This window comes from Cellulosimicrobium sp. CpK407, assembly GCF_051844275.1.
Lineage (GTDB): Bacteria > Actinomycetota > Actinomycetes > Actinomycetales > Cellulomonadaceae > Cellulosimicrobium > Cellulosimicrobium cellulans_G.
The window spans coordinates 1-20,873 of record NZ_JBGNYC010000047.1 but is presented as its reverse complement, the minus strand read 5'-3'; the positions used below and the strand labels follow the sequence as shown (position 1 = coordinate 20,873).

Sequence of the window (20,873 nt, the reverse complement as noted above, 5' to 3'; positions counted from 1 at the left end):
CGACCGTCAGTCGAGCGGGCGCGGTCGCCGGGCCCCGGCGAGGGTCGAGGCGAGGATCGCCTCGATCGCGAACGCGGTCGACTCGGCGAGGTCCACGGCGTCGGGGTCGAGCAGCCACTGGGTCTGGAGGCCGTCCATCGCGCCGATGATCGTGGAGGCGGCGAGGTCGAGCGCGGCGTCGGTGAGCTCGTAGTCCGTCTCGGTGTCGCCCGCGGCGCGGCGCTCCTCGACCACCTCGCGCAGCGCGCCCGCGATGTCGGCCCGCAGACCGGTGAAGCGTTCGGTGACCCAGGCGCTCGCCGGGTGGCCGTCGGTGACGGCCTCGCCCGTGAGCACGGTGTACGCCTGGACGATCCCGGGCCGCTCGGCGTTGATCGCGGCGGTCTTGACCAGGTGCCGGAACAGGTCGAGCCCGCCGGGGATGTGCTGCCCCTCGAGGTGCTCGACGTCGACGCGGTCGCGGAACTCCAGCACCTCGGTGAGCAGGCGGTCCTTGGAGCCGAAGTGGTGCAGCACCCCGGCGTGCGTGATGCCGACCTGCTCGGCGACCTCGGCGAGCGAGCCCTGGTGGTAGCCCTTGGACCCGAACACGCGCATCGCCGCGCGCAGGATCTCCTCGCGGCGCTCGAGCGTCGCGGGGCGGGTGCGGCGGGGGCGGGGCGTCCGTGCGGGGGCGGCGTCGGTGGCGCTCCGCGCGGGGGTGGCGTCGGTCATGACGGCAACCATACTGCGACCCACCCGCTCTTACTGACGAGTTAGTAATGTGTGGTTGAATCGCCTCCGGAATGGCGTCGAGGGCGACGGAGCGCCCGGCGTCGCCGCAGATCACGGACTCGCCGAGGAGCCCCGCGTGACCACTCGTTCCGTCACCCGCCGTACCGTCCGCGCCGTGCCGCGTCGCGCGGCCGTCGCGGTCGCCGTCGCTGTGCCGGTCGCGCTCGTCGCCGCGGCGTGCGGTCTCGTGGCCCCGACCGACGAGCCCACTCCGACGGCCGTCCCCGCCGTGCTGACGATCGGGATGCCCAACTCGGTGGACGAGGAGGACAACAACCCCTTCGACAGCGGGTCCGCCGCGCAGAAGCTCGGCTACGCGAACGTCCTCTACGAGCCGCTCGCGCAGATCAACCTCGTCGACCCGGCCCAGGACCCGACCCCCTGGCTCGCGAGCGAGTGGTCCTGGGACGCGGGCTACACGGAGCTGCGGGTCACGGTCCGCGAGGGCGTGCTCTGGTCCGACGGCGAGCCCCTCACGCCCGACGACGTCGCCTTCACGTTCGGGCTCCGCAGGGACGTCCCCGCGCTCAACCCGGACCTCCTCCCGTACGACGACGTGCGCGTCGAGGGGAGGGACGTCGTCGTGACGTTCGGGAGCGGCCAGTACGTCAACCGCACCAAGGCGATCAACACGTTCGTCGTTCCCGAGCACGTGTGGGCCGACCGCCCCGCCGAGACGCTCCTGGAGGACCCGAACGTCGACCCGGTCGGCACGGGGCCGTACGTCCTCGAGGAGTTCACGACCGACGGTGCCACGCTCGTCGCCCGGGACGACTACTGGGGCGGTCCGCTCGCCGTCCCGGAGCTGCGATACGTCGCGTTCCCGGACAACGACTCCCTCACCGCGGCGTACGTGAGCGGCGAGGTGCAGTGGGGCTGGGCGTACATCCCCGGCTACGAGCGCGTCTATCTCGCCGCCGACCCCGAGCACCTCCACCAGTTCGCCCCGACCGGTCTGGCGATCGACGCGCTCTTCCTCAACACGCAGGTGCCGCCGTTCGACGACGTCGCCGTGCGCCGCGCGTTGAACATCGTGCTCGACCGCGAGGACATCTCGAACTACGCCACCTCCGGCGTCTGGCCCGCGCTGCGCAGCGCGACCGGGCTGCCGCTGCCGGCCGGCGAGCCGTTCCTCGCTCCGGACCTCGCCGACCGGCGCCTCACGGTCGACGTCCCGGGTGCGACCGCGATCCTCGAGGACGCGGGGTACGACCTGGTGGACGGCGTCCTCCAGGACGAGGACGGCGTGCCCGTCACGTTCACGCTGACGAACCCCTCCGGGTGGACCGACTACATGTGGGAGCTCGAGGCGGTCAAGGACGCGGCCGCGCGGCTCGGCATCGTCGCGACGGTGGTGGGGCAGGACGAGGCCGAGTGGTTCGACAAGATCGGCACGGGCGACTTCCAGGCGTCGATGCACTGGACCGACGGCGGCGCGACGCCCTGGGACACGTACTCCAGCCAGATGAACGGCGCCCACCTGCGCCCGCTCGGCACCAGCGCCGACGCGAACTTCGGCCGGTTCCAGGACCCCGACGCGGACGCCGCGTTCCTGGTCTACGCCTCCTCGACCGACGCGGCGGAGCGCGCGGCCGCGCTGGCGACGATCCAGCACGTCTACGTCGACCAGGTCCCCGCGATCCCGCTCCTCGGGCGCCCGACGGCCGCCCAGTACTCGACCGTCGCCTACACCGGGTTCCCGTCGGACGCCGACCCGTACGCGTCGCCGCAGCCGACCAGCCCGGCCGCGTCGCTGATCCTCACGCGCCTCGTCCCGAGCGCAGGGGAGTAGCGCGCGGAGCCTCTTCCCGTCCTCTTCCCGGAACGCACACACGCGTCCTCTACGGTGGAGGGATGCCAGCCGACCACGCGCCGACCCGGCCGCTGCCGACCAGCGGCGGGACGGGCACGCGACCGCTCCCGGCGACGCCGCCGGTGCTGCCGCCCGCGCCTTCCGGCGCCCCGCGCCCGCCGGTGACGCCGCCCCCTCCGGTCGCCGCGTACCCGTCGGGCGCCCCCTACCCGCCCGGGGCGTCGTACCCGCCCGTGGCCTCGAGCCCGCGGGGACCACACCCGGCACCCCGTCGTGTCCCGACCGCCGACGCCGACGGGCCCAGCACCGCGTCGCGCGTCGTCGCCGCCGTCGTCGCGGTGCTCGCCGTCGCGGGGGCGTGGCTCGTGTGGCGGTTCTTCGTCGACACGTTCGCCGGGCAGATGCTCGAGCGAGCCGCGTTCGACGGCGCCGTCACCGGCCAGGGCGAGCTCTGGACGGTGGCGGAGCCGGTCCTGGACACGGTCTCGGTCGCGTTCGTCGTCGGCGGCCTCGGCGCTGCCATGGGGATCGCGCTCCTGCGCCGGCGCTGGGGCCTCGCCGTGCAGGTGGCCTTCCTCGTCGTGGGGGCGAACGTCACGACGCAGCTCGTCAAGCACTCGCTCCTCGGTCGCGAGGAGCTGATCGGCGGCTGGCACTGGGAGAACTCGCTGCCGAGCGGGCACACCACCGTCGCCGGGTCGGTCGCCGCAGCTCTGCTGCTCGTCGTGCCGCGCGCGGCCCGTCCGCTCGTGGCGGTCCTCGGCGGCGCGTACACGGCCGCGACCGGGATCTCGACGCTCGTCGGGCAGTGGCACCGCCCGAGCGACGTCGTCGCCGCGGTCCTCGTCGTCCTCGCGTGGGCGGCGCTCGTGTGCGCCTTCACGCCGCGGTCGGCCCTCGACCCGGGCGCCGGCCCGTCGCCGGGCTCGACGGTCATGGCCGTCCTCCTCCTGCTCGGCGCCGCGGCGGCCGGGGTGGCGGCGGCGCTCGCGCTGCGGGCGACGCCCGCGACCTGGGGCACGACGGCCGCGCAGGAGGTCACCGCCTACGCCGGAGGGGTGGCGGGCGTGCTCGCGGTGACGGCCGCCGCGTTCGCCGTCCTGCTCCTCGTCCGGCAGTCCACGGCTCGCCCGGACGTGCACGCCGTTCGGGGGTAGGGTGCGGCTGGCGCGACGGGAGTAACGTCGTAGGCTGCCACGGCGGACGACCGGACGGTCGTCCCCGGGCCACGACGCGCCGCACGCGCCCGGGGTGGTGCCCGGTCGCCGTCGGGCGGAACGCCCACCACTGACACGTACGCACGGACGAAAGCAGGATCGGATGCCACGCAAGCTCGTGATCGTCGAGTCGCCCGCCAAGGCTCGCAAGATCCAGGGCTACCTCGGCGACGACTACGAGGTCGAGGCGAGCGTCGGGCACATCCGCGACCTGCCGCAGCCGTCCGAGCTGCCCGCGGACATGAAGAAGGGCCCGTACGGGAAGTTCGCGGTCGACGTCGACCACGGCTTCGACCCCTACTACGAGGTCTACGCGGACAAGAAGAAGAAGGTCGCGGAGCTCAAGCGCGCGCTCAAGGACGCCGACGAGCTCTACCTCGCGACGGACGAGGACCGCGAGGGCGAGGCCATCGCGTGGCACCTCCTCGAGGCGCTCAAGCCCAAGGTCCCGGTCAAGCGCATGGTCTTCCACGAGATCACGCGCGAGGCCATCCAGCGGGCGCTGCAGAACACGCGCGACCTCGACGAGCACCTCGTCGACGCGCAGGAGACCCGCCGCATCCTCGACCGCCTCTACGGCTACGAGGTCTCGCCCGTGCTGTGGCGCAAGATCGCCCAGGGGCTCTCGGCCGGGCGCGTGCAGTCGGTCGCGACGCGCCTCGTCGTCGAGCGCGAGCGCGAGCGCATGGCGTTCGTCGCCGCCGAGTACTGGGACGTCACGGGGACGTTCGAGCACGCGGACGCGTCCGCCGCCGACGCCGGGAAGGCGTTCGGCGCCCGGCTCGTGCAGGTCGGCGACGCACGCGTCGCCTCGGGCCGCGACTTCGACGACCGGGGGCAGCTCAAGGCGGCGGCGGCGCGCGACGGCGTCGCGCACCTCGACGAGTCGACGGCCCGCGCCGTCGTGGCGGGTCTCGCGGACGCCGCGTTCGCCGTGCGCTCGCTCGACACCAAGCCGTACACGCGTCGTCCCGCGGCGCCGTTCACGACGTCGACCCTCCAGCAGGAGGCCAGCCGCAAGCTGCGCATGTCGTCGCGCCAGGCCATGCGCACCGCGCAGTCGCTGTACGAGAACGGCTACATCACCTACATGCGGACGGACTCGCCGTCGCTGTCGGCGGAGGCCACGACGGCGGCCCGACGCCAGGCGGCCGAGCTCTACGGCCCCGAGTTCGTGCCGGAGAAGCCGCGCGTCTACGCCGCGAAGAACCAGGGCGCCCAGGAGGCGCACGAGGCGATCCGTCCCGCGGGCGACTCGTTCCGCACGCCGGCGCAGGTCAAGCGCGAGCTGAGCGACGACCAGTTCAAGCTCTACGAGCTCGTGTGGAAGCGCACCGTCGCGTCGCAGATGGCGGACGCGAAGGGGTCGACGGCGTCCGTCCGCCTCGGCGCGACCCTCTCGGCCGCCGCGGGCGACGTCGCGGGCCGCGACGCGGTGTTCGCCGCGTCGGGCACCGTCATCACGTTCCGCGGGTTCCTCGCCGCGTACGAGGAGAGCTCCGACGTCGACCGGTACGCGGAGGACGCGCCCGTCGTCGGGACCAAGGGCGACGACGACGCGCGCCTGCCGCAGATGGCCGAGGGCGACCCGCTGCGCGGGGACGACCTCACGGCCGACGGGCACTCGACGTCCGCCCCGCCCCGCTACACCGAGGCCAGCCTCGTCAAGGCGCTCGAGGAGCTCGGCATCGGACGGCCCTCGACCTACGCGTCGACGATCTCCACGATCCAGGACCGCGGGTACGTGCTCTCGCGCGGGCAGGCGCTCGTGCCGAGCTGGCTCGCGTTCGCCGTCGTGCGGCTGCTCGAGGAGCACTTCGACCGGCTCGTCGACTACGACTTCACCGCGCGCATGGAGGCCGACCTCGACGAGATCGCCGCCGGGCGCCGCGACCGCGTCGCGTGGCTCACCGAGTTCTACTTCGGCGACGCCGCGAAGGGCGAGGACGCCGAGGGTCTGCGCGACCTCGTCGCGAACCTCGGCGACATCGACGCGCGCGGCATCAACTCGGTGCCGATCGGCGAGGGCATCCAGCTCCGCGTCGGGCGCTACGGCCCGTACGTGGAGGACCTCTCCGTCCCGGTCAAGGAGGGGGAGAACCCGCCGCGCGCGTCCGTGCCCGACGACGTCGCCCCCGACGAGCTGACCGTCGCCAAGGCGCGCGAGCTCCTCGCGGCCGGTGCCGACGACGGCAAGGTGCTCGGCACCGACCCCGTCTCGGGCAACGAGGTCGTCGCGAAGGCCGGACGCTACGGGCCCTACGTCACCGAGGTCCTCGACCTCCCGCCGATCGACACGAGCCTGTCCGCCGCCGCACAGAAGAAGGCGAAGGCCGCGCAGCCCAAGCCGCGCACGGCGTCGCTGCTCAAGACGCAGTCGCTCGACACGATCACGATCGACGACGCGCTGCGCCTGCTGTCGCTGCCGCGCGTCGTCGGGACGGACCCCGAGTCGGGCGAGGAGATCACGGCGCAGAACGGCCGCTACGGGCCCTACCTCAAGAAGGGCACGGACTCGCGGTCGCTGCCCGACGAGGAGTCGATGTTCACCGTCACGCTCGACGAGGCGCTCGAGCTGTACAAGCAGCCCAAGCGCGGGCGCGGCCAGCGCGCCGCGACCCCGCCCCTGCGCGAGCTCGGCGACGACCCGAACAGCGGCAAGCCGATCGTCGTCAAGGACGGCCGCTTCGGCGCCTACGTCACCGACGGCGAGACGAACCGCACGCTGCCCCGCGACGTCACGCCCGAGTCGATCACCCCCGAGCGCGCGATCGAGCTCCTCGCCGAGAAGCGCGCCCAGGGCCCGGCGAAGAAGCGCACCACGGCCCGCAAGCCGGCCGCGAAGAAGGCCCCCGCGAAGAAGTAGGGCCCGCCTCGGGCCGTGGTCAGTGCGCGGTGTGCCCGACCGGCTCGGGGAGGCCGGCCTCGGCGCGGACGCGGCGGGAGAAGCCCTCGATGGAGCGCAGGGCGTCGACGAGCTCCGGCACGCGCACGGGGAACGGCATGGCGTGGATCGTCTCGCCCTCCGCGGTGGCGGCCTCCGCGACGCGCGTGAGGTCGTGCACGTCGTCCGCGGTCAGGCCGATCTCGGTGAGCGTGTTCGGCAGGCCGACGCGCGTCGTGAAGCGCACGAACTCCTCGATCTCCTCGGTCGGCGCGCCCTCCAGCACGAGCTGCGTCACGGAGCCGATGTTCACCTTCTGGCCGTGCGTGAGCCCGTGCGTCTGGGGCGCCGCGGTGAGTCCGTTGTGGATCGCGTGCGCCGCGGCGAGGCCGCCGGACTCGAAGCCCAGCCCGGACAGGAGCGTGTTCGCCTCGACGACCTTCTCGACCGCAGGTGTCACGAGGTGGTCCTTCACCGCGTCGATCGCGGGCAGCGCGTTCTCCCAGAGGATGTCCCACGAGAGCTGCGCGAGCGCCGTGCCCGTGACGAGCGGGAGGCCGCCGGCCATGGTCGACGCGTTCGCCTCGGCGACGGCGCGCGCCTCGATCCACGTCGCGAGCGCGTCCCCGACGCCGGCGACGAGGAACTTCACGGGCGCGTTTGCGACGAGGCCCGTGTCGACGAGCACGAGGTCCGGGTTGTGCGGGAAGAACCGGTACTCCTCGAACGCGCCGTCCTCGGTGTAGATGACGGACAGGGCGGAGCACGGGGCGTCGGTGGACGCGACGGTCGGCACGGAGACCCAGCGGATGCCGCGCAGGTGACCCGCGGCCTTCACGGCGTCGATCGTCGAGCCGCCGCCGATGCCGACGATCACGTCGGCGCCGAGCTCGTCGACCTCGCGCGCGAGCCGGTCGACCTCCGCGGCGGTGGCGTACGTGCCGAACCCGGTGCGGTGGCGGGGGAGGTCCTGGTCCTGGAAGGACACGGCAACCGTGTCCTGGACGATGCCCCACACGACGTCGTCGGCGACGAGCAGCGGCTTCGTGCCGATCGGTCGGACGAACTCGCCGAGCCGCGTGAGCGCACCGCGGGCCTGGACGTAGCGCAGCGGGCTGATGAGCGTGCGGACGGGAACCTCGGGCATCGTGGCCTCCTGTGGAGTCGGTGGGTCGCCGTCGGGCGCGCCGCAGCCGTGCGAGGCCGGTGCCCGCCGGCCTTCCCCACCGTGGCACGCGTCTCCGGGGACCACCACCGGGACGCCGGGGTGCGTGACCTTGGTCCCGGCCGGGTCAGCCGGCCAGCAGCGTGATCGTGCCGAGCACGACCGTCACGGCGGGCAGGAGCAGCACGCCCCAGCGCCCGGTGCGGTCGGTGCGGGCGTGCGGCGCGTCGTCGAGCGGGTCGACGACGGGGTCGCCCGAGCCCTGCTCGCGCAGGCCCCAGACGGTCCCCACGACGAGCGCGACGGCGGCCGCGACCAGGACCGGGACGGCAGGGAGGGTCGCGACCGGGGCGCGCAGCGTGACCGCGACGGCCACGAGGGCGCCCGTCACGACCACGTTCCCGAGGACGGTCGGCACGGGGTGGGCGAGGGCGGCGCGCAGCAGCCGGTCGCCGGCGCGCCACAGCCCGACGAAGCCCGCGAGCGCGGCCACGAGGACGAGCAGCATCCCGGCCGGGACCACGAGGGTGCCGCCGTCGAGCGCGGGTCGCAGCGACCACAGCACGCCGAGCATCCCGACCGTCTGCACGGCGGAGGCGGCCACCGTGCGGCCGATCGAGGAGCTCGACTGCGCGGGGTCCTCGGGCAGGTCGAGCGAGCGCGCGTACGCCACGGGATCGCCGAACGCCTCCCACGCGGTCTCGCCGGAGTCGACGACGTGCGCGTCCACCTCGGCGAGCACGGCGCCGATCCGTGCTCCGGCGACCCCCTGGAGCCGCAGCTCCAGCAGGAGCGCCTCGGCCCAGCGCGGGTCGACGTGCGGCGCGTGGCGGCGCTCGATCGTGTAGCGGGTCGTGTCGCTCATCGAGGGGTCCTTCTCGGGGTGGGGTCGGGAGGAGGTGCGTCTGCCGGGATCGCGACCGGCTCTGGGACCGGCCCCGGGACCGGTCCTGGTCCCCGGTCGGGGTCCGGGCGCGCCCCCGCGTGCGGGGCGAGGCCTGCGGCCGGGCGCGCACCGTCCGGCGAGGGCGTGCCGGACGGGCCCGCGACGAGGGTGCTCGCCGCCGTCGTCACGGCGTCCCAGCGGGAGGTCGCGTCGGCGAGCGCGACGCGACCCTGGCCCGTGACGGCGTAGTACCGACGGCTCGGCCCGCGCTCGCCCTGGTGCCAGGAGGTCGTGACGAGGCCGTCGTCCTCCAGGCGCTGCAGCAGCGGGTAGAGCGTGCCGCCCTTCACGGTGCCGAGGCCCGCGTCGGCGAGCGACCGCGTGATCGCGTAGCCGTAGGTGGGGCCGTGGGTCGCGACGACCGCGAGCACGCACAGCGGCAGCACGCCGCGCAGGAGCTCGCGGTCGAGCCGCTCGTCGAACCTCATGGCTAGACAGTACGGCTATCTAGTTAGGGCGGCAACCTAGTGGTCGCCGGACGGGCGTCCCACGATCGCATGAGTGCTGTTATAACAGTGCTATGACTTCTCAGGACCCGACCACCGTCCCCGGCCGGTGGGACTCCCTGCACGCCGTGCTCCGACGCCTCGACGACGAGATCGGCACGGTCTACACCGACCGAGGCATCGAGGGCGTGCGGCCGCGGTTCGTCTACCCGCTGATCCGGCTCGCCCACACCGGCCCGCTGACCATCCGTGGGCTCGCGGAGTCGCTCGGGCGGACGCACTCGGCGATGAGCCAGACCGTCACGGCCATGCGGCGCGAGGGACTGGTCGAGACGGAGCCCGGCCCGGACGCCCGGACGCGACGGGTCGCGCTCACCGAGAAGGCTCGCGCGCTCGTCCCGCTCCTGGAGGCGGAGTGGCGCGCGACGGAGGAGTCCGTCGCCGAGATCGACGACGAGCTGCCGCACGCGTTGAGCGCCGTCGTCGTCGAGCTGGAGCGCGTCCTCGCCCGCCGCTCGCTGCGCGCGCGGCTCGTGGATCGGCTCGATGCGGCGGGCTACCCCCTGCCGGTGGGAGCCGCCGAACCCGCGGGATCCGGTACCGACGCCGCCCCGCCCGAGGACCGTTGAGGTGCGCGACCACGTCCTCGACGTCCGCCCTCTGCGCTCCAGCCGCGCGTACCGCGACCTCTGGGCCGGGTCCGCCGTCGGCGGGCTGGGGTTCCAGATCGCGAGCGTCGCCGTGCTGCTCCAGGTCTGGGAGCTCACGCACAGCCCGCTGTGGACGGGCACGATCGGTCTCGCCACCGCGGTCCCGCTCCTCACGCTCGGGCTCGTCGGCGGTCACCTCGCCGACGTGCACGACCGGCGCACGATCATGCGGCTCGCCGCGGCAGGGCAGGTGCTCGCCGCGGTCGGGCTCGTCGCGCAGGCGCTCGCGGGCAACCGGTCCGTGTGGGTGCTCCTCGGCCTCGTGAGCCTCGGCGCCGCGTGCAACGCGCTGGGTTCCCCGGCCCGGCGCACGGTGCCGCCGCGCCTGCTCCCGCCCGACCAGGTCGCCGCAGGCCTCGCGCTCCAGAACCTCGCGTTCCAGGTCGCGATGCTCGTGGGCCCCGCGCTCGCCGGCCTGGTGCTCGCGCGCTGGGACCTCCCGGCGGCGTACGGGGTGCAGGCCGTGGCGGCGGTCGTCGCCCTGCTCGGGCTCGTGCGCCTCCCGCCGCTCCCGCCGGGCAGCCCTTCAGGGGCGCCGCCGGGACCGTCCGACGCCGTGGCCGCCGTCGCCCCCGCCGTCGCCTCCGTCGGCGCACCTGGCGACGACCGTGCGGCCGGGGAGGAGCAGACCGCGCCGACCGCGACGGGCGCGCCGACCGCGACGGGCGCGCCGACCGCCGCGCGCGCCGCGCCGTCGGGCAGCCGCGGGCGGGTGGTGGATCGTGTGGCGCAAGCCGACGCTGCGCGGCTCGTTCGCGACCGACGTCGCGGCGACGGTGCTCGCGATGCCGATCTCGCTCTTCCCGCTCGTCAACGAGCTCCGGTTCGACGGCGACCCGCGCACGCTCGGCCTGTTCCTGTCCGCCGTCGCGGTCGGCGGCATCGGGGCGGGCCTGTTCTCGGGTGCGGTGACCCGGGCCCCGCGGGCGGGCGTGCTCCAGCTCGCCGCGGCCGCGACGTGGGGCGTCGCGCTCGCGGGGTTCGGCCTCGCGGGCCCGCTGTGGCTCGCGCTCGCGTGCCTCGCGGTGGCGGGCGCGGCCGACACGGTGAGCGTCGTGACCCGCGGCGCGCTCGTCCAGCTCGAGACGCCGGACGAGTTCCGCGGGCGCGTGTCGTCGGTCGAGCACGTCGTGGGCGTGGCGGGGCCGGAGGTCGGCAACTTCCGCGGCGGCGTGCTCGCGTCGCTCACGTCCGCCCCGGTCGCCCTGGCGGTGGGCGGACTGGCGGCGAGCGCCGTCGTCGGGCTGGTCGCCTGGCGCAACGCCCCGCTCCGCCGCTACCGCACCCCGTCCCGAGAGCCGGTCACGATCCGCTGAGTGCTGGATGTCTGTCGTCCCGACCGCACCGGGACGACAACGATCCAGCACTTCAGCGGGGGTGCCGGGTCAGTCGACCGTGACGGCGTCCAGGACCGGGAGGCGGGCGGCGCGGATGGCGGGCCAGACGCTCGCGACGAGGCCGATCACCACGGCGACGCCGAGGATCGCGAGGACCTGGCCCCAGGGGACCGCGAGCGTGCTCAGGCCCTCGTCGGCGAGCACGCCGGGCAGCGCGGCGCCGATCCCGATGCCGGTCGCGACGCCCAGCACCGTCCCGTAGACCGCGGTGAGCACCGACTCGATCGCGATGACGCCGGCGAGCTGGAGGCGCCCGAGCCCGACGGCGCGCAGCAGCCCGATCTCGCGCGTGCGCTCGATGATCGACAGGGCGAGCGTGTTGACGATGCCGAGCAGCGCGATGACGATCGACAGCGCGAGCAGCGCGTAGAGGATCACGAGCACCTGGTTCACCTGGTCGGCGAACGCGGACGCCGTCTCTTCGCGGTCGAGCACCGTGACGACGAGGAACGGCTCGACGGCGGTCGTCAGCGCCGCGCGCAGGTCCTCCACCTCCGCCGCCGACGCCCCCTCCGCCGCCGACACGTAGACGATCCGGACGCTCGCCTGCGCGGCGGGCACGACCGCGTCGAACACGTCGTCGCGCACGAGGATCCCCGTCCCGACGAGCTGGCTGTCGATCACCGCGCCCACGCGCGCCTCGACCGCGGTCGCGCCCTCGCCGAGGCGCAGCGTGTCGCCCACCTCCCAGCCGCGCTCGCGCGCGGTGCGCCGGTGCACGACGACGTCCCCCGCCTCGAGCGTCGCCGTCGGGTCTCCCGCGAGCGTCACGGGGTCGAGCGCGGTGTCGAAGAAGCCGGCGGGCACGCCCGCCACGTCGGTCCCCCGCGCCTCCCCGGCGCCTGGCTCGTCGCCCGATCCGTCCGGCTCGTCGTCGGACGAGGGCGTCCCGTTCCCCGCGGGGCCGACCGTCGCGACGGGCGCAAGGCCGAGGCGCACGGTGTCGACGACCGCGGCGCCGGGCGTCGCCGTCACGGCGTCGACCGCACCGTCGGGGACCACGAGGGTCGCGGAGTCGACGACGAGGTCGGCCCGCACCTCGTTCTCGACGATGCTGCGGACGGACGCCTGGGTCGAGGCCGCGATGACGCCCGTGACCGACACGAGCGCCATGCCGATGAGCAGCGCGCCCGCGGTGCTCGCGGTGCGGCGCGGGTTGCGCGTCACGTTGCCGCGCGCGAGGCGCCCCAGGGGCCGCAGCGCGACGACGAGCGGCCACGCGAGCACGGTGAGCACGCCGCGCGCGACGGCCGGGGACCCGACGAGCACGCCGACGAGCACGAGCCCCGCGCCGACGCCGAGCAGCACGCGCGGGCTGAGGTCGTCGAGCCACGCCCACCCGGTCGGGGCGTCGGCGACCGACGACCCGAGGTACGCGGCGAGCCACAGGATCCCGGCGCCCAGGGCGACGAGCACGATCCCGCCCACCGCCCGGACGCCGGTCCCGCGGTCCGGGGCGACGTCGTCGCGCATCGCCTGGACGGGCGGGATCGCGGCGGCGCGACGCGCGGGCAGGACCGCGGCGAGCAGGCTGACGACCGCCCCCAGCCCGACGGCCGCGACGACCTGCGGCGTGCCGAGCGGCACCCGACCGGAGAACTCCATGCCCGCGAGGTCGAGGCCCCACCGGATGACGCGCACGAGACCGGCCCCGGCGAGCACCCCCAGCCCGCCGCCCACGAGCCCCACGACGAGCGCCTGCACGAGCACGGACGTGAACACCTGGCCGGGCGACGCGCCGAGCGCACGCAGGAGCGCGAGCTCGCGCAGGCGCTCGCGCACCGACATCGCGAAGGTGTTCGCGATGATGAACGCGCCGACGAACAGCGCGATCGCCGCGAACACGAGCAGGAACGTCTCGACGAACCCGAGCACCTCCTCGACGGCCTCGCTGGCCTCGGCGCGCGCCTGCTCGCCCGTCACCGCCTCGGCGCCCTCGGGCAGCACGTCGCCGACGCGCTGCGCGAGCGCGTCCTCGTCGACGGTCCCCGACGACGGCGTCGCCCAGACCGCGAGCTGCGGCACCATCCCGTCGGGCGCGAACACGTCGCGCGCGGTCTCGCCGTCGATCCCGACGAGCACCGCGCCCGCCGCGGCGGCCTCGATCCCGAAGACGCCGGACACCGTCACGGGGGTCGGTTCGCCGCCCAGCACGACCGTCGTCGCGTCACCGGTCGACAGTCCCGCCGTCTCCGCCGCGCTCTGCTCCAGGACGATCTCTCCCGGTCCCGGCCACGCGCCGTCGAGCAGGGTGAGGCTCGGGTCCTCGGGGTCGATCGAGAAGGCCGTGCTGGGCGGTCCCGTCGTCACGACGGCGGTCCCGTCGGCGGCGACGAGGACGACCGGCCCGGAGGCGTCCGGCACGGCGCGCGCGACGCCGTCGACCGCCTCGACCTGTCCCGCGAGGTCGGCGGAGACGAGCGTGCGGTCGCCCGCGAACCCGTTCCCACCGCTCCCGCCGCCCGGCCCGGTCGCGTCCCCGGTGACCTCCTGCGACCCGCGCACGTAGACGTCGGCGGTGAGCGTCGTCGCGATGATGTCGTCGAACGTCGAGGAGAGCATGCCGCGGAACGCGAACGTGCCCACGACGAACGCGACGCCGAGCGTCACGGCGAGCACGGAGAGCACGAACCGCACGACGTACGCCCGCACGCCCCGCAGCGCGACGCGGATCATGCCGGGTCGACCGGGGCCGCGTGCCGCCCGACGGGCGCCGCGGGCCCGGCCGAGGTCGTGGGCCCGGCGGCCGGCCGGGCCGGGGTCGCGGGTGCGGCGGCCGGTCCGGACGGAGGGCCGTCGTCGTCCGCCGCGAGCGCGAGCGCGTCGAGGATGTCCTGCTGCGTGGGGTCGTGCAGCTCGCCGGCGAGGCGGCCGTCGGCGAGGAACACGACGCGGTGCGCGTACGACGCCGCGCGCGGGTCGTGCGTGACCATGACGACGGTCTGGTCGAGCTCGTCGACGGACCGGCGCAGGAACGCCAGCACCTCGCCGGCCGAGCGCGAGTCGAGGTTGCCGGTCGGCTCGTCGGCGAACACGATCGACGGCCGCGAGACGAGCGCCCGCGCGCACGCGACGCGCTGCTGCTGCCCGCCGGAGAGCTCGGACGGGCGGTGGTGCAGGCGGTCGCGCAGCCCGACGGAGTCGACGACCTCGTCGAACCACGCGCGGTCCACGGGGGCGCGCGCGATGTCGAGGGGGAGCGTGATGTTCTCCGCCGCGGTGAGCGTCGGGACGAGGTTGTACGCCTGGAAGACGAACCCGACGCGCGTGCGGCGCAGGGCCGTGAGGCGGCGCTGCGACAGGCGGCTGATCTCCTGCCCGTCGATCACGACGCTCCCGGAGGTCGGCGAGTCCAGGCCCGCCAGGCAGTGCATGAGCGTCGACTTGCCCGAGCCGGACGGGCCCATGATCGCGGTGAGCCGCCCGCGCGCGAAGTCGACGTCGACGCCGTCGAGCGCGCGCACCGCCGTCGTGCCGGACCCGTAGACCTTGACGAGCCCGCGGGCGCTCGCGCGCGCCTCGGGCACGTCCGGGGTGTCCGTCGGCGCGTCGGTCCGGGGCGCGGGGGACGTCATGGTCCCCATCGTGGCCCGCCGCGCCGCGCGCCGCACCACCCGCGCGGGGGAGACGTCGTCCCGCGGCGCCGCACGTCGTCCGACGTTCCGTGGACACCTGGGCGTGGGAGCGATCCCACCGGGATAGCGTGGGGCCATGAGCATCGACGCCCAGGCGCCCGCCGAGAACTCGGCACGGCTCGCCGTCCACCCCGTCCCCGACCTGACCGCCGACGTGACCGGCACGGTCCCCGACCCGCGCAGCGCGCCGTCGATCCGCTGGGGCATCCTCGGAGCCGGCGGGATCGCGTCGTCGTTCGCCGAGGCCGTGCGCGTCCACACGCAGGGCCGCGTCGCGTCCGTCGGCTCGCGCGACCGCGTCCGCGCCGAGCGCTTCGCCACCGCCCACGGCGTCCCGACGACCCACCACGGCTACCAGGAGCTCGTCGAGGACCCGCAGGTGGACGTCGTCTACGTCGCGACGCCGCACTCCCACCACCGCGAGCACGCGCTCCTCGCCATCGCCGCGGGCAAGCACGTGCTCGTCGAGAAGGCGTTCACGCGCAACGAGGAGGAGGCCGTCGAGGTGCTCGACGCCGCGCGCGAGGCCGGGGTGTTCGTCATGGAGGCCATGTGGACGCGGTTCCTGCCGCACGTGGCCGCGCTGCGCGGGGTGATCGCGCGCGGCGAGATCGGCGACGTCGTCAACCTCAGCGCCGACCACGGCCAGTGGTTCGCGTTCGACCCGGCGCACCGCCTCTACGCGCCCGAGCTCGCGGGCGGTGCGCTGCTCGACCTGGGCGTGTACCCGGTGTCGTTCGCGCACGACCTGCTGGGCGCGCCGTCGTCGGTCACCGCGGTGGGCGCGCTCACCGAGACGGGCGTCGACGGGCAGGTGAGCATCGTGCTCGGCTACGGCGACACGCAGGCGACGCTCTCCACGACGCTGTGGTCGCGGACGGCCACGACCGCCGTGATCTCGGGGACGGCGGGGCGCATCGAGGTCGAGGGGAACTTCTACGCGCCGACGTCGTTCCGCGTGGTCCGGCACGACGGCTCGTCCTGGTACTACGACGGCTTCTCCGGCGAGGGCAAGCAATACCAGGCGGCCGAGGTCGCACGCCGCGTCGCCGCGGGCGAGACGCAGAGCCCGCGCATGTCCTGGGACTCGACGCTCGAGGTCATGCGGACGCTCGACGAGGTCCGGCGGCAGATCGGGGTCGTGTACCCCGGGGAGTGAGGCTGCCGGCGCGAGATCGACCCGAGCGGTCGAGATCGACCCTCGGTGGGTCGATTTGGGGACGCTCGGGTCGATCTCGCGGGGGTGTTAGTCGGTGTGTTCGACGACGTAGGTGCGGCCGTCCGGGCCCGTGATGCGCTCGAAGCGGGTCTTCAGCTCCTGGTCGCGCTCGCGTTCCGCGTCGGAGACGCCGCGGCCGTCCGCGTCCTGCCGGCCGACCTGCGCGGGGCCGAAGATCGGGAGGAAACCCTCGGTGATGCGCATGCCGAGCGTGCGCCTGTCGTTCTTCCGCGCCACGGTGTCCTCCGCTGCAGGTCTCGTCAGATGATTGGTGCACCAATCATTGGTGTACCAAGAATACCGCGATCCTCGGTACCATGGCGCCATGGCGGGTGACGAGGTCGACGGGACGGTCGACGGGACGGTCGCGCCGGGCGCGGCGACGCTGTTCGCCGACCCTCTCGCGCTCGAGGCGCAGGTCTGCTTCGCGCTGTCCGCGGGCGCGCGCGGCATGGTCGCGCTGTACCGCCCGCTGCTCGAGCCGCTCGGCATCACGCACCCGCAGTACCTCGTGCTCCTCGCGCTCTGGCAGGACGACGCCGCGGGCACGACCTCGACCGTCGGCGACCTCGCCGCGCGCCTGCACCTCGACGCCGGGACGCTCTCGCCGCTCCTCAAGCGGCTCGAGGCGCTCGGCTACGTGCGCCGGTCGCGCTCGCCCGACGACGGCCGCCAGGTCCGCGTGGGCCTCACCGCCGAGGGGCGGGCGCGGCGCCAGGACGCCGAGCGCATCCCACCGTCGATCGTCGCCGCGACCGGGCTCAGCCTCGACGAGCTCGCCGAGGTCCATGCCGCGGCGTCGAAGGTCGTCGCCGCCGCGCTGCGCGCCGGCGTCTACTGACGAGCGTGCGTCGGCCGCTCACCGAGCGTGCGGTGCCGGCCCGTGACGGGACGAGGACGGGAGCCGACCCCGTCCTCGGCGGGGGAGTCAGGCGTCGGTGACGCGGACGCCGTCGGGACCGACGGCGAAGCGGACCGCCACGAGCCCCGCCGCCAGGGCGTCGGGCGCGGGCGTGGCGTCGGCGAGCTCGTCGGCCGAGTGGGTGCCCGTCACGGCGAGCGTCGCGCAGCCCGCGGCGCGCGCCGCCGCGATCCCCGCCGGGGCGTCCTCGACGACGAGGCAGCGCGCCGGGTCGACGCCGAGGCGCTCCGCGCCGAGGAGGAACGGGTCCGGGTCGGGCTTGCCGCGCGCGACGTCGTCGGCCGTCACGACGACCGACGGCGCGGCGAGACCGGACGCCGCCATGCGCGCGGCGGCGAGCGGGCGGGTGCAGGACGTGACGATCGCCTGCCGCGCGGGCGGGAGGACGGCCAGCGCGTCCCGCGTCCCGGGCAGGATCGTCACGCCCTCGTTGTCCTCGAGCTCGAGCGCATGGATGCGCTCGTAGGCCGCCTCGACCCGGTCCTCCGGCAGGAGCTCGGCGATGAGCGTGCGCGCCGGGGTGCCGTGCTGGATCTGGAACTCGTCCGGGTCGGGCAGGCCGTGCTCCGCGGCCCAGCGTCGCCAGTTCCGGTCGACCGCCGGGACGGAGTCGATGAGCGTGCCGTCCATGTCGAACAGCACGGCGTCGAACGTGCGCCCGGCGAACGCGACGCCGGGGGTGGGCAGCGGACGGGGCGCGGCGGCGGGGTCGGGCATGTCCCCGAGGCTAGCCCGCGGCCGGGGAGCGGTGCGCCCGGTCTCGCGGGTCGACCCCGGTGTCCGACGCCGCGGATAGGGTGGACGCCGTGAGCGCACCCGGGTACTTCATCTCGTTCGAGGGCGGCGACGGCGTCGGCAAGTCGACCCAGTCCCGCCTGCTCGGGCAGTGGCTCGGCGAGCTCACGGGGCGCGAGGTCGTGCTGACGCGCGAGCCCGGCGGCACCGAGCTCGGCAAGGAGCTGCGTGCCGCGGTGCTCCACGGGCAGGACATGGACCCGCGCACCGAGGCGCTCATCTACGCCGCGGACCGCGCGCACCACGTCGCGAGCCTCGTGCGCCCGGCCCTCGAGCGCGGCGCGGTCGTCGTGACGGACCGCTACCTCGACTCGTCGGTCGCGTACCAGGCGGGCGGGCGCGAGCTCGGCGCGGACGAGGTCGAGCTCATCTCGCGCTGGGCCGTGCAGGACCTCATGCCGGACGTCACGATCCTGCTCGACCTCGACCCGGCCGTGGCCGGGGCGCGGATCCGGCGACAGCACGACCGGCTGGAGCGCGCCGGGGCGGAGTTCCACCGTCGCACCCGCGAGGCGTTCCTCGCGCGCGCCGCGGCGGACCCGGAACGTTGGGTCGTGCTCGACGCCGCCGCCTCGGTCGACGACCTCCAGGCGCAGATCCGCGTCGACGTCGCGGCCCGGCTCGAGCTCACGCCGGTCGTGGAGGAGGCGGAGGACACGGTCGCCGCCGAGCCCGACGACGGCTTCGACGACACGGACAGCGCGATCGGGTACGAGCCCGGCTCGGGGATCGCGGCCGGGCCCGCGACGGGGAGCGGGGCCGCGTGACCGTCTGGGACGACGTCGTCGGCCAGGAGCAAGCCGTCGAGGTGCTCCGCGCCGCCGCGACGGACCCGGCCGCGATGACGCACGCATGGCTGCTCACCGGCCCGCCCGGCTCGGGCCGCTCGAACGCGGCGCGCGCGTTCGCCGCCGCGCTCCAGTGCGAGCAGGGCGGCTGCGGGCGCTGCCAGGCGTGCCGCACGACGCTCGCCGGGACCCACCCCGACGTGACCCTCGTCGCGACCGAGCTCGTGACCATCAAGATCGACGAGGTGCGCGACCTCGTGACGGTCGCGAGCCGCAGCCCGTCGCAGGGACGGCGGCGGGTGATCGTCGTCGAGGACGCCGACCGCATGGCCGAGCGCACGACGAACGTGCTGCTCAAGGCGATCGAGGAGCCCGCCCCCCACACGGTGTGGATCCTCTGCGCGCCGAGCCCGCAGGACGTGCTCGTGACCATCCGTTCGCGGTGCCGCGGCGTGGTGCTCCGGGTGCCGCCGGTCGAGGCCGTGGCCGGGCTGCTGGTCCAGCGCGACGGCGTCGACGAGCGCGTCGCGCTCGTCGCGGCCCGGGCGGCGCAGAGCCACATCGGGCTCGCGCGCCGGCTGGCCCGCGACGCGGGCGCCCGCGACCGCCGGACGTCGGTGCTCTCGCTCGCGCGGCGCGTGCGCGGGGTGGGTGACGCCGTGCTCGCGGCAGGGGAGCTCGTCGATCTCGCGCAGGCCGAGGCGAAGGCGGCGACCGAGGAGCGCGACGCGGCCGAGAAGGCCGAGCTGCTGCGCGCACTCGGCGTCGCGGACGGCGAGACCCTCCCGCCGCGCCTGCGGTCCCAGCTCCGCGACCTCGAGGCCGACCAGAAGCGCCGCGCGACCCGGCACCAGCGCGACGTGCTCGACCGCGCGATGGTCGACCTGCTGTCGCTCTACCGCGACGTGCTCGTGGTGCAGCTCGGGGCGGAGGTCGAGCTCGTCAACGTCGAGCTCGCGGAGGCGGTGCGCACGCTCGCCGAGGACTCCACCCCGGAGCAGACCGTGCGGCGCATGGACGCGATCGGCGTCGCGCGCGAGCGGCTCGAGGGCAACGTCGCGCCGCTGCTCGCGGTCGAGGCGATGGTCATCGCGCTGCGTCCGCAGGGCTGATCCGCCGCAGGTCCCTCCCGACCGGCCGCGATCGGTGCGCGCGCCCGCCCGACGCTCACGCCGCCGGGGCCGCCGCGCGCAGCCTCTCCAGCAGCGGCCCCGCGGCCTGGTCGAGGAACTCACGCTGCCCGACCTCGCCCACCTGGACGAGCGCGAGGTCGGTGAACCCCGCCTCCCACCACGCGGACGCCGCCTCGACGATCGCGTCGAGGTCCGGGCCGCACGGGATCGACTCCGCCACGTCCTCGGGCCGGACGAACTGGCTCGCGGCCTCGAACGCCTCGGTCGTGGGCAGGTCGGCGTTCACGTGCCAGCCGCCCCCGAACCAGCGGAACTGCTCGTGCGCGCGCGCCACCGCGACGTCCTCGTCGGGGTCCCAGCAGATCGGCATCTGCCCGACGACGCGCGACGGCGCGAGGTCCGCACGGTCCCGGGTCCCGGACCATCGCCGGACGACGTCGGCGTCGGGCTCGGTGGTCACGAGGTGGTCGGCCAGCGGGGCGAACCGCTCGATCGACTGCGGGCCGGAGACGGCGACGCCGATCTCCACGGTCTCGTCGGGGAGGTCCCAGAGCCGCGCGGAGTCGACGCGGTAGTGCACGCCCTCGAACGTGAGACGCTCGCCGTCGAGCAGGGACCGGATGATCTCGACGGCCTCCTCGAGCATGTCGTGCCGCTCGCCGACGGCGGGCCAGCGCTCGCCCGCGACGTGCTCGTTGAGGTTCTCCCCGGCGCCGAGGCCCAGCGTGAAGCGGTCGTCGGAGAGGAGGGCGACCGTCGCGGCCTTCTGCGCGACCACGGCCGGGTGGTAGCGCAGCAGGGGGCAGGTCACGTAGGTCATGAGCCCGACGCGCTCCGTCGCCTGGGCGACCGCGCCGAGGACGGACCACGCGTACGGGGAGTGGCCCTGGGCGTCGAGCCACGGGAAGTAGTGGTCGCTCATCACCTCGAACTCGAAGCCGACGCGCTCCGCGTCGACCGCGTGCTCGACGAGCGCGCGCGGGCCGGACTGCTCGGTCATGAGGGTGTAGCCGAAGCGGGTCATGCCTC

General features: G+C 75.0%; 18 protein-coding genes and 1 pseudogene. 10 read left to right on the top strand and 9 right to left on the bottom strand.

Annotated elements, in window-relative coordinates:
- Nucleotides 1-6: 6 nt before the first annotated feature.
- Nucleotides 7-714, bottom strand: coding sequence for a TetR/AcrR family transcriptional regulator (locus ABWU78_RS16950; RefSeq protein WP_253055303.1), 708 nt, complete (start codon nucleotides 712-714; stop codon nucleotides 7-9).
- A 136-nt stretch (nucleotides 715-850) separates the two neighbouring features.
- Here ABWU78_RS16950 and ABWU78_RS16945 point away from each other — a divergent pair, with 136 nt between their 5' ends.
- From ABWU78_RS16945 to topA, 3 genes are all read left to right on the top strand, one after another.
- Nucleotides 851-2,566 (top strand): ABC transporter substrate-binding protein, encoded by a 1,716-nt coding sequence (locus tag ABWU78_RS16945; protein ID WP_439159023.1) that lies wholly within the window; start codon nucleotides 851-853, stop codon nucleotides 2,564-2,566.
- A gap of 62 nt (nucleotides 2,567-2,628) precedes the next feature.
- Nucleotides 2,629-3,744 (top strand): phosphatase PAP2 family protein, encoded by a 1,116-nt coding sequence (locus ABWU78_RS16940; RefSeq protein ID WP_290445705.1) that lies wholly within the window; start codon nucleotides 2,629-2,631, stop codon nucleotides 3,742-3,744.
- Nucleotides 3,745-3,907: 163 nt separating this feature from the next.
- A complete protein-coding gene (gene topA / locus ABWU78_RS16935) occupies nucleotides 3,908-6,670 on the top strand; it encodes a type I DNA topoisomerase (RefSeq protein ID WP_439159022.1) in 2,763 nt (920 codons plus the stop codon).
- 19 nt (nucleotides 6,671-6,689) lie between these two features.
- Here topA and ABWU78_RS16930 read toward each other — a convergent pair whose 3' ends face one another.
- The 3 genes from ABWU78_RS16930 to ABWU78_RS16920 form a co-directional block, all read right to left on the bottom strand.
- Complete coding sequence (locus ABWU78_RS16930; RefSeq protein ID WP_439159021.1) at nucleotides 6,690-7,835, bottom strand: glycerol dehydrogenase; 1,146 nt, start codon at nucleotides 7,833-7,835, stop codon at nucleotides 6,690-6,692.
- A 145-nt stretch (nucleotides 7,836-7,980) separates the two neighbouring features.
- Nucleotides 7,981-8,718, bottom strand: a complete 738-nt coding sequence (locus ABWU78_RS16925; RefSeq protein WP_253055307.1) for a hypothetical protein — start codon at nucleotides 8,716-8,718, stop codon at nucleotides 7,981-7,983.
- Nucleotides 8,715-9,227, bottom strand: a complete 513-nt coding sequence (locus tag ABWU78_RS16920) for a PadR family transcriptional regulator (RefSeq protein WP_308202355.1) — start codon at nucleotides 9,225-9,227, stop codon at nucleotides 8,715-8,717. The genes ABWU78_RS16925 and ABWU78_RS16920 overlap by 4 nt, the downstream gene beginning before the upstream one ends.
- A gap of 92 nt (nucleotides 9,228-9,319) precedes the next feature.
- On the opposite strand from ABWU78_RS16920, the gene ABWU78_RS16915 reads away from it, so the two are divergent.
- The 3 genes and pseudogenes from ABWU78_RS16915 to ABWU78_RS16905 all read left to right on the top strand — a co-directional run bounded on the left by ABWU78_RS16915 (nucleotide 9,320) and on the right by ABWU78_RS16905 (nucleotide 11,271).
- Nucleotides 9,320-9,874 (top strand): MarR family winged helix-turn-helix transcriptional regulator, encoded by a 555-nt coding sequence (locus ABWU78_RS16915; protein ID WP_253055308.1) that lies wholly within the window; start codon nucleotides 9,320-9,322, stop codon nucleotides 9,872-9,874.
- Nucleotides 9,792-10,448, top strand: a pseudogene (locus tag ABWU78_RS16910) (MFS transporter); the annotation flags it as partial. The gene ABWU78_RS16915 and the pseudogene ABWU78_RS16910, both read left to right, overlap by 83 nt.
- 229 nt (nucleotides 10,449-10,677) lie before the next feature.
- Nucleotides 10,678-11,271 carry an MFS transporter gene (locus tag ABWU78_RS16905; RefSeq protein WP_439159020.1) on the top strand — a complete coding sequence of 198 codons (594 nt, stop codon included), beginning with the start codon at nucleotides 10,678-10,680 and terminating at the stop codon, nucleotides 11,269-11,271.
- A gap of 69 nt (nucleotides 11,272-11,340) precedes the next feature.
- Here the strand turns inward: ABWU78_RS16905 and ABWU78_RS16900 are convergent, their stop codons facing one another.
- Both ABWU78_RS16900 and ABWU78_RS16895 read right to left on the bottom strand, forming a co-directional pair.
- Nucleotides 11,341-14,028 carry an ABC transporter permease gene (locus ABWU78_RS16900; RefSeq protein WP_439159019.1) on the bottom strand — a complete coding sequence of 896 codons (2,688 nt, stop codon included), beginning with the start codon at nucleotides 14,026-14,028 and terminating at the stop codon, nucleotides 11,341-11,343.
- Complete coding sequence (locus ABWU78_RS16895; RefSeq protein WP_253055311.1) at nucleotides 14,025-14,927, bottom strand: ABC transporter ATP-binding protein; 903 nt, start codon at nucleotides 14,925-14,927, stop codon at nucleotides 14,025-14,027. The genes ABWU78_RS16900 and ABWU78_RS16895 overlap by 4 nt, the downstream gene beginning before the upstream one ends.
- 136 nt (nucleotides 14,928-15,063) lie before the next feature.
- Here ABWU78_RS16895 and ABWU78_RS16890 point away from each other — a divergent pair, with 136 nt between their 5' ends.
- Nucleotides 15,064-16,146, top strand: coding sequence for a Gfo/Idh/MocA family protein (locus tag ABWU78_RS16890; protein ID WP_253055312.1), 1,083 nt, complete (start codon nucleotides 15,064-15,066; stop codon nucleotides 16,144-16,146).
- Nucleotides 16,147-16,233: 87 nt separating this feature from the next.
- Here the strand turns inward: ABWU78_RS16890 and ABWU78_RS16885 are convergent, their stop codons facing one another.
- A complete protein-coding gene (locus ABWU78_RS16885; protein WP_253055313.1) occupies nucleotides 16,234-16,443 on the bottom strand; it encodes a hypothetical protein in 210 nt (69 codons plus the stop codon).
- A gap of 88 nt (nucleotides 16,444-16,531) precedes the next feature.
- On the opposite strand from ABWU78_RS16885, the gene ABWU78_RS16880 reads away from it, so the two are divergent.
- Nucleotides 16,532-17,047 (top strand): MarR family winged helix-turn-helix transcriptional regulator, encoded by a 516-nt coding sequence (locus ABWU78_RS16880; RefSeq protein WP_253055314.1) that lies wholly within the window; start codon nucleotides 16,532-16,534, stop codon nucleotides 17,045-17,047.
- 87 nt (nucleotides 17,048-17,134) lie between these two features.
- Here the strand turns inward: ABWU78_RS16880 and ABWU78_RS16875 are convergent, their stop codons facing one another.
- Nucleotides 17,135-17,845 (bottom strand): HAD-IA family hydrolase, encoded by a 711-nt coding sequence (locus tag ABWU78_RS16875; protein ID WP_253055315.1) that lies wholly within the window; start codon nucleotides 17,843-17,845, stop codon nucleotides 17,135-17,137.
- An 89-nt stretch (nucleotides 17,846-17,934) separates the two neighbouring features.
- Between ABWU78_RS16875 and tmk the strand changes: the two genes are divergently transcribed.
- Nucleotides 17,935-18,690: a dTMP kinase gene (gene tmk / locus ABWU78_RS16870; protein WP_308202356.1), complete on the top strand. Its 756-nt coding sequence runs from the start codon at nucleotides 17,935-17,937 to the stop codon at nucleotides 18,688-18,690.
- Nucleotides 18,687-19,823, top strand: a complete 1,137-nt coding sequence (locus ABWU78_RS16865) for a DNA polymerase III subunit delta' (protein WP_253055316.1) — start codon at nucleotides 18,687-18,689, stop codon at nucleotides 19,821-19,823. The genes tmk and ABWU78_RS16865 overlap by 4 nt, the downstream gene beginning before the upstream one ends.
- Nucleotides 19,824-19,878: 55 nt before the next feature.
- On the opposite strand, the gene ABWU78_RS16860 is transcribed toward ABWU78_RS16865, so the two are convergent.
- A complete protein-coding gene (locus ABWU78_RS16860) occupies nucleotides 19,879-20,868 on the bottom strand; it encodes a TIGR03557 family F420-dependent LLM class oxidoreductase (protein ID WP_253055317.1) in 990 nt (329 codons plus the stop codon).
- Nucleotides 20,869-20,873: the final 5 nt, after the last annotated feature.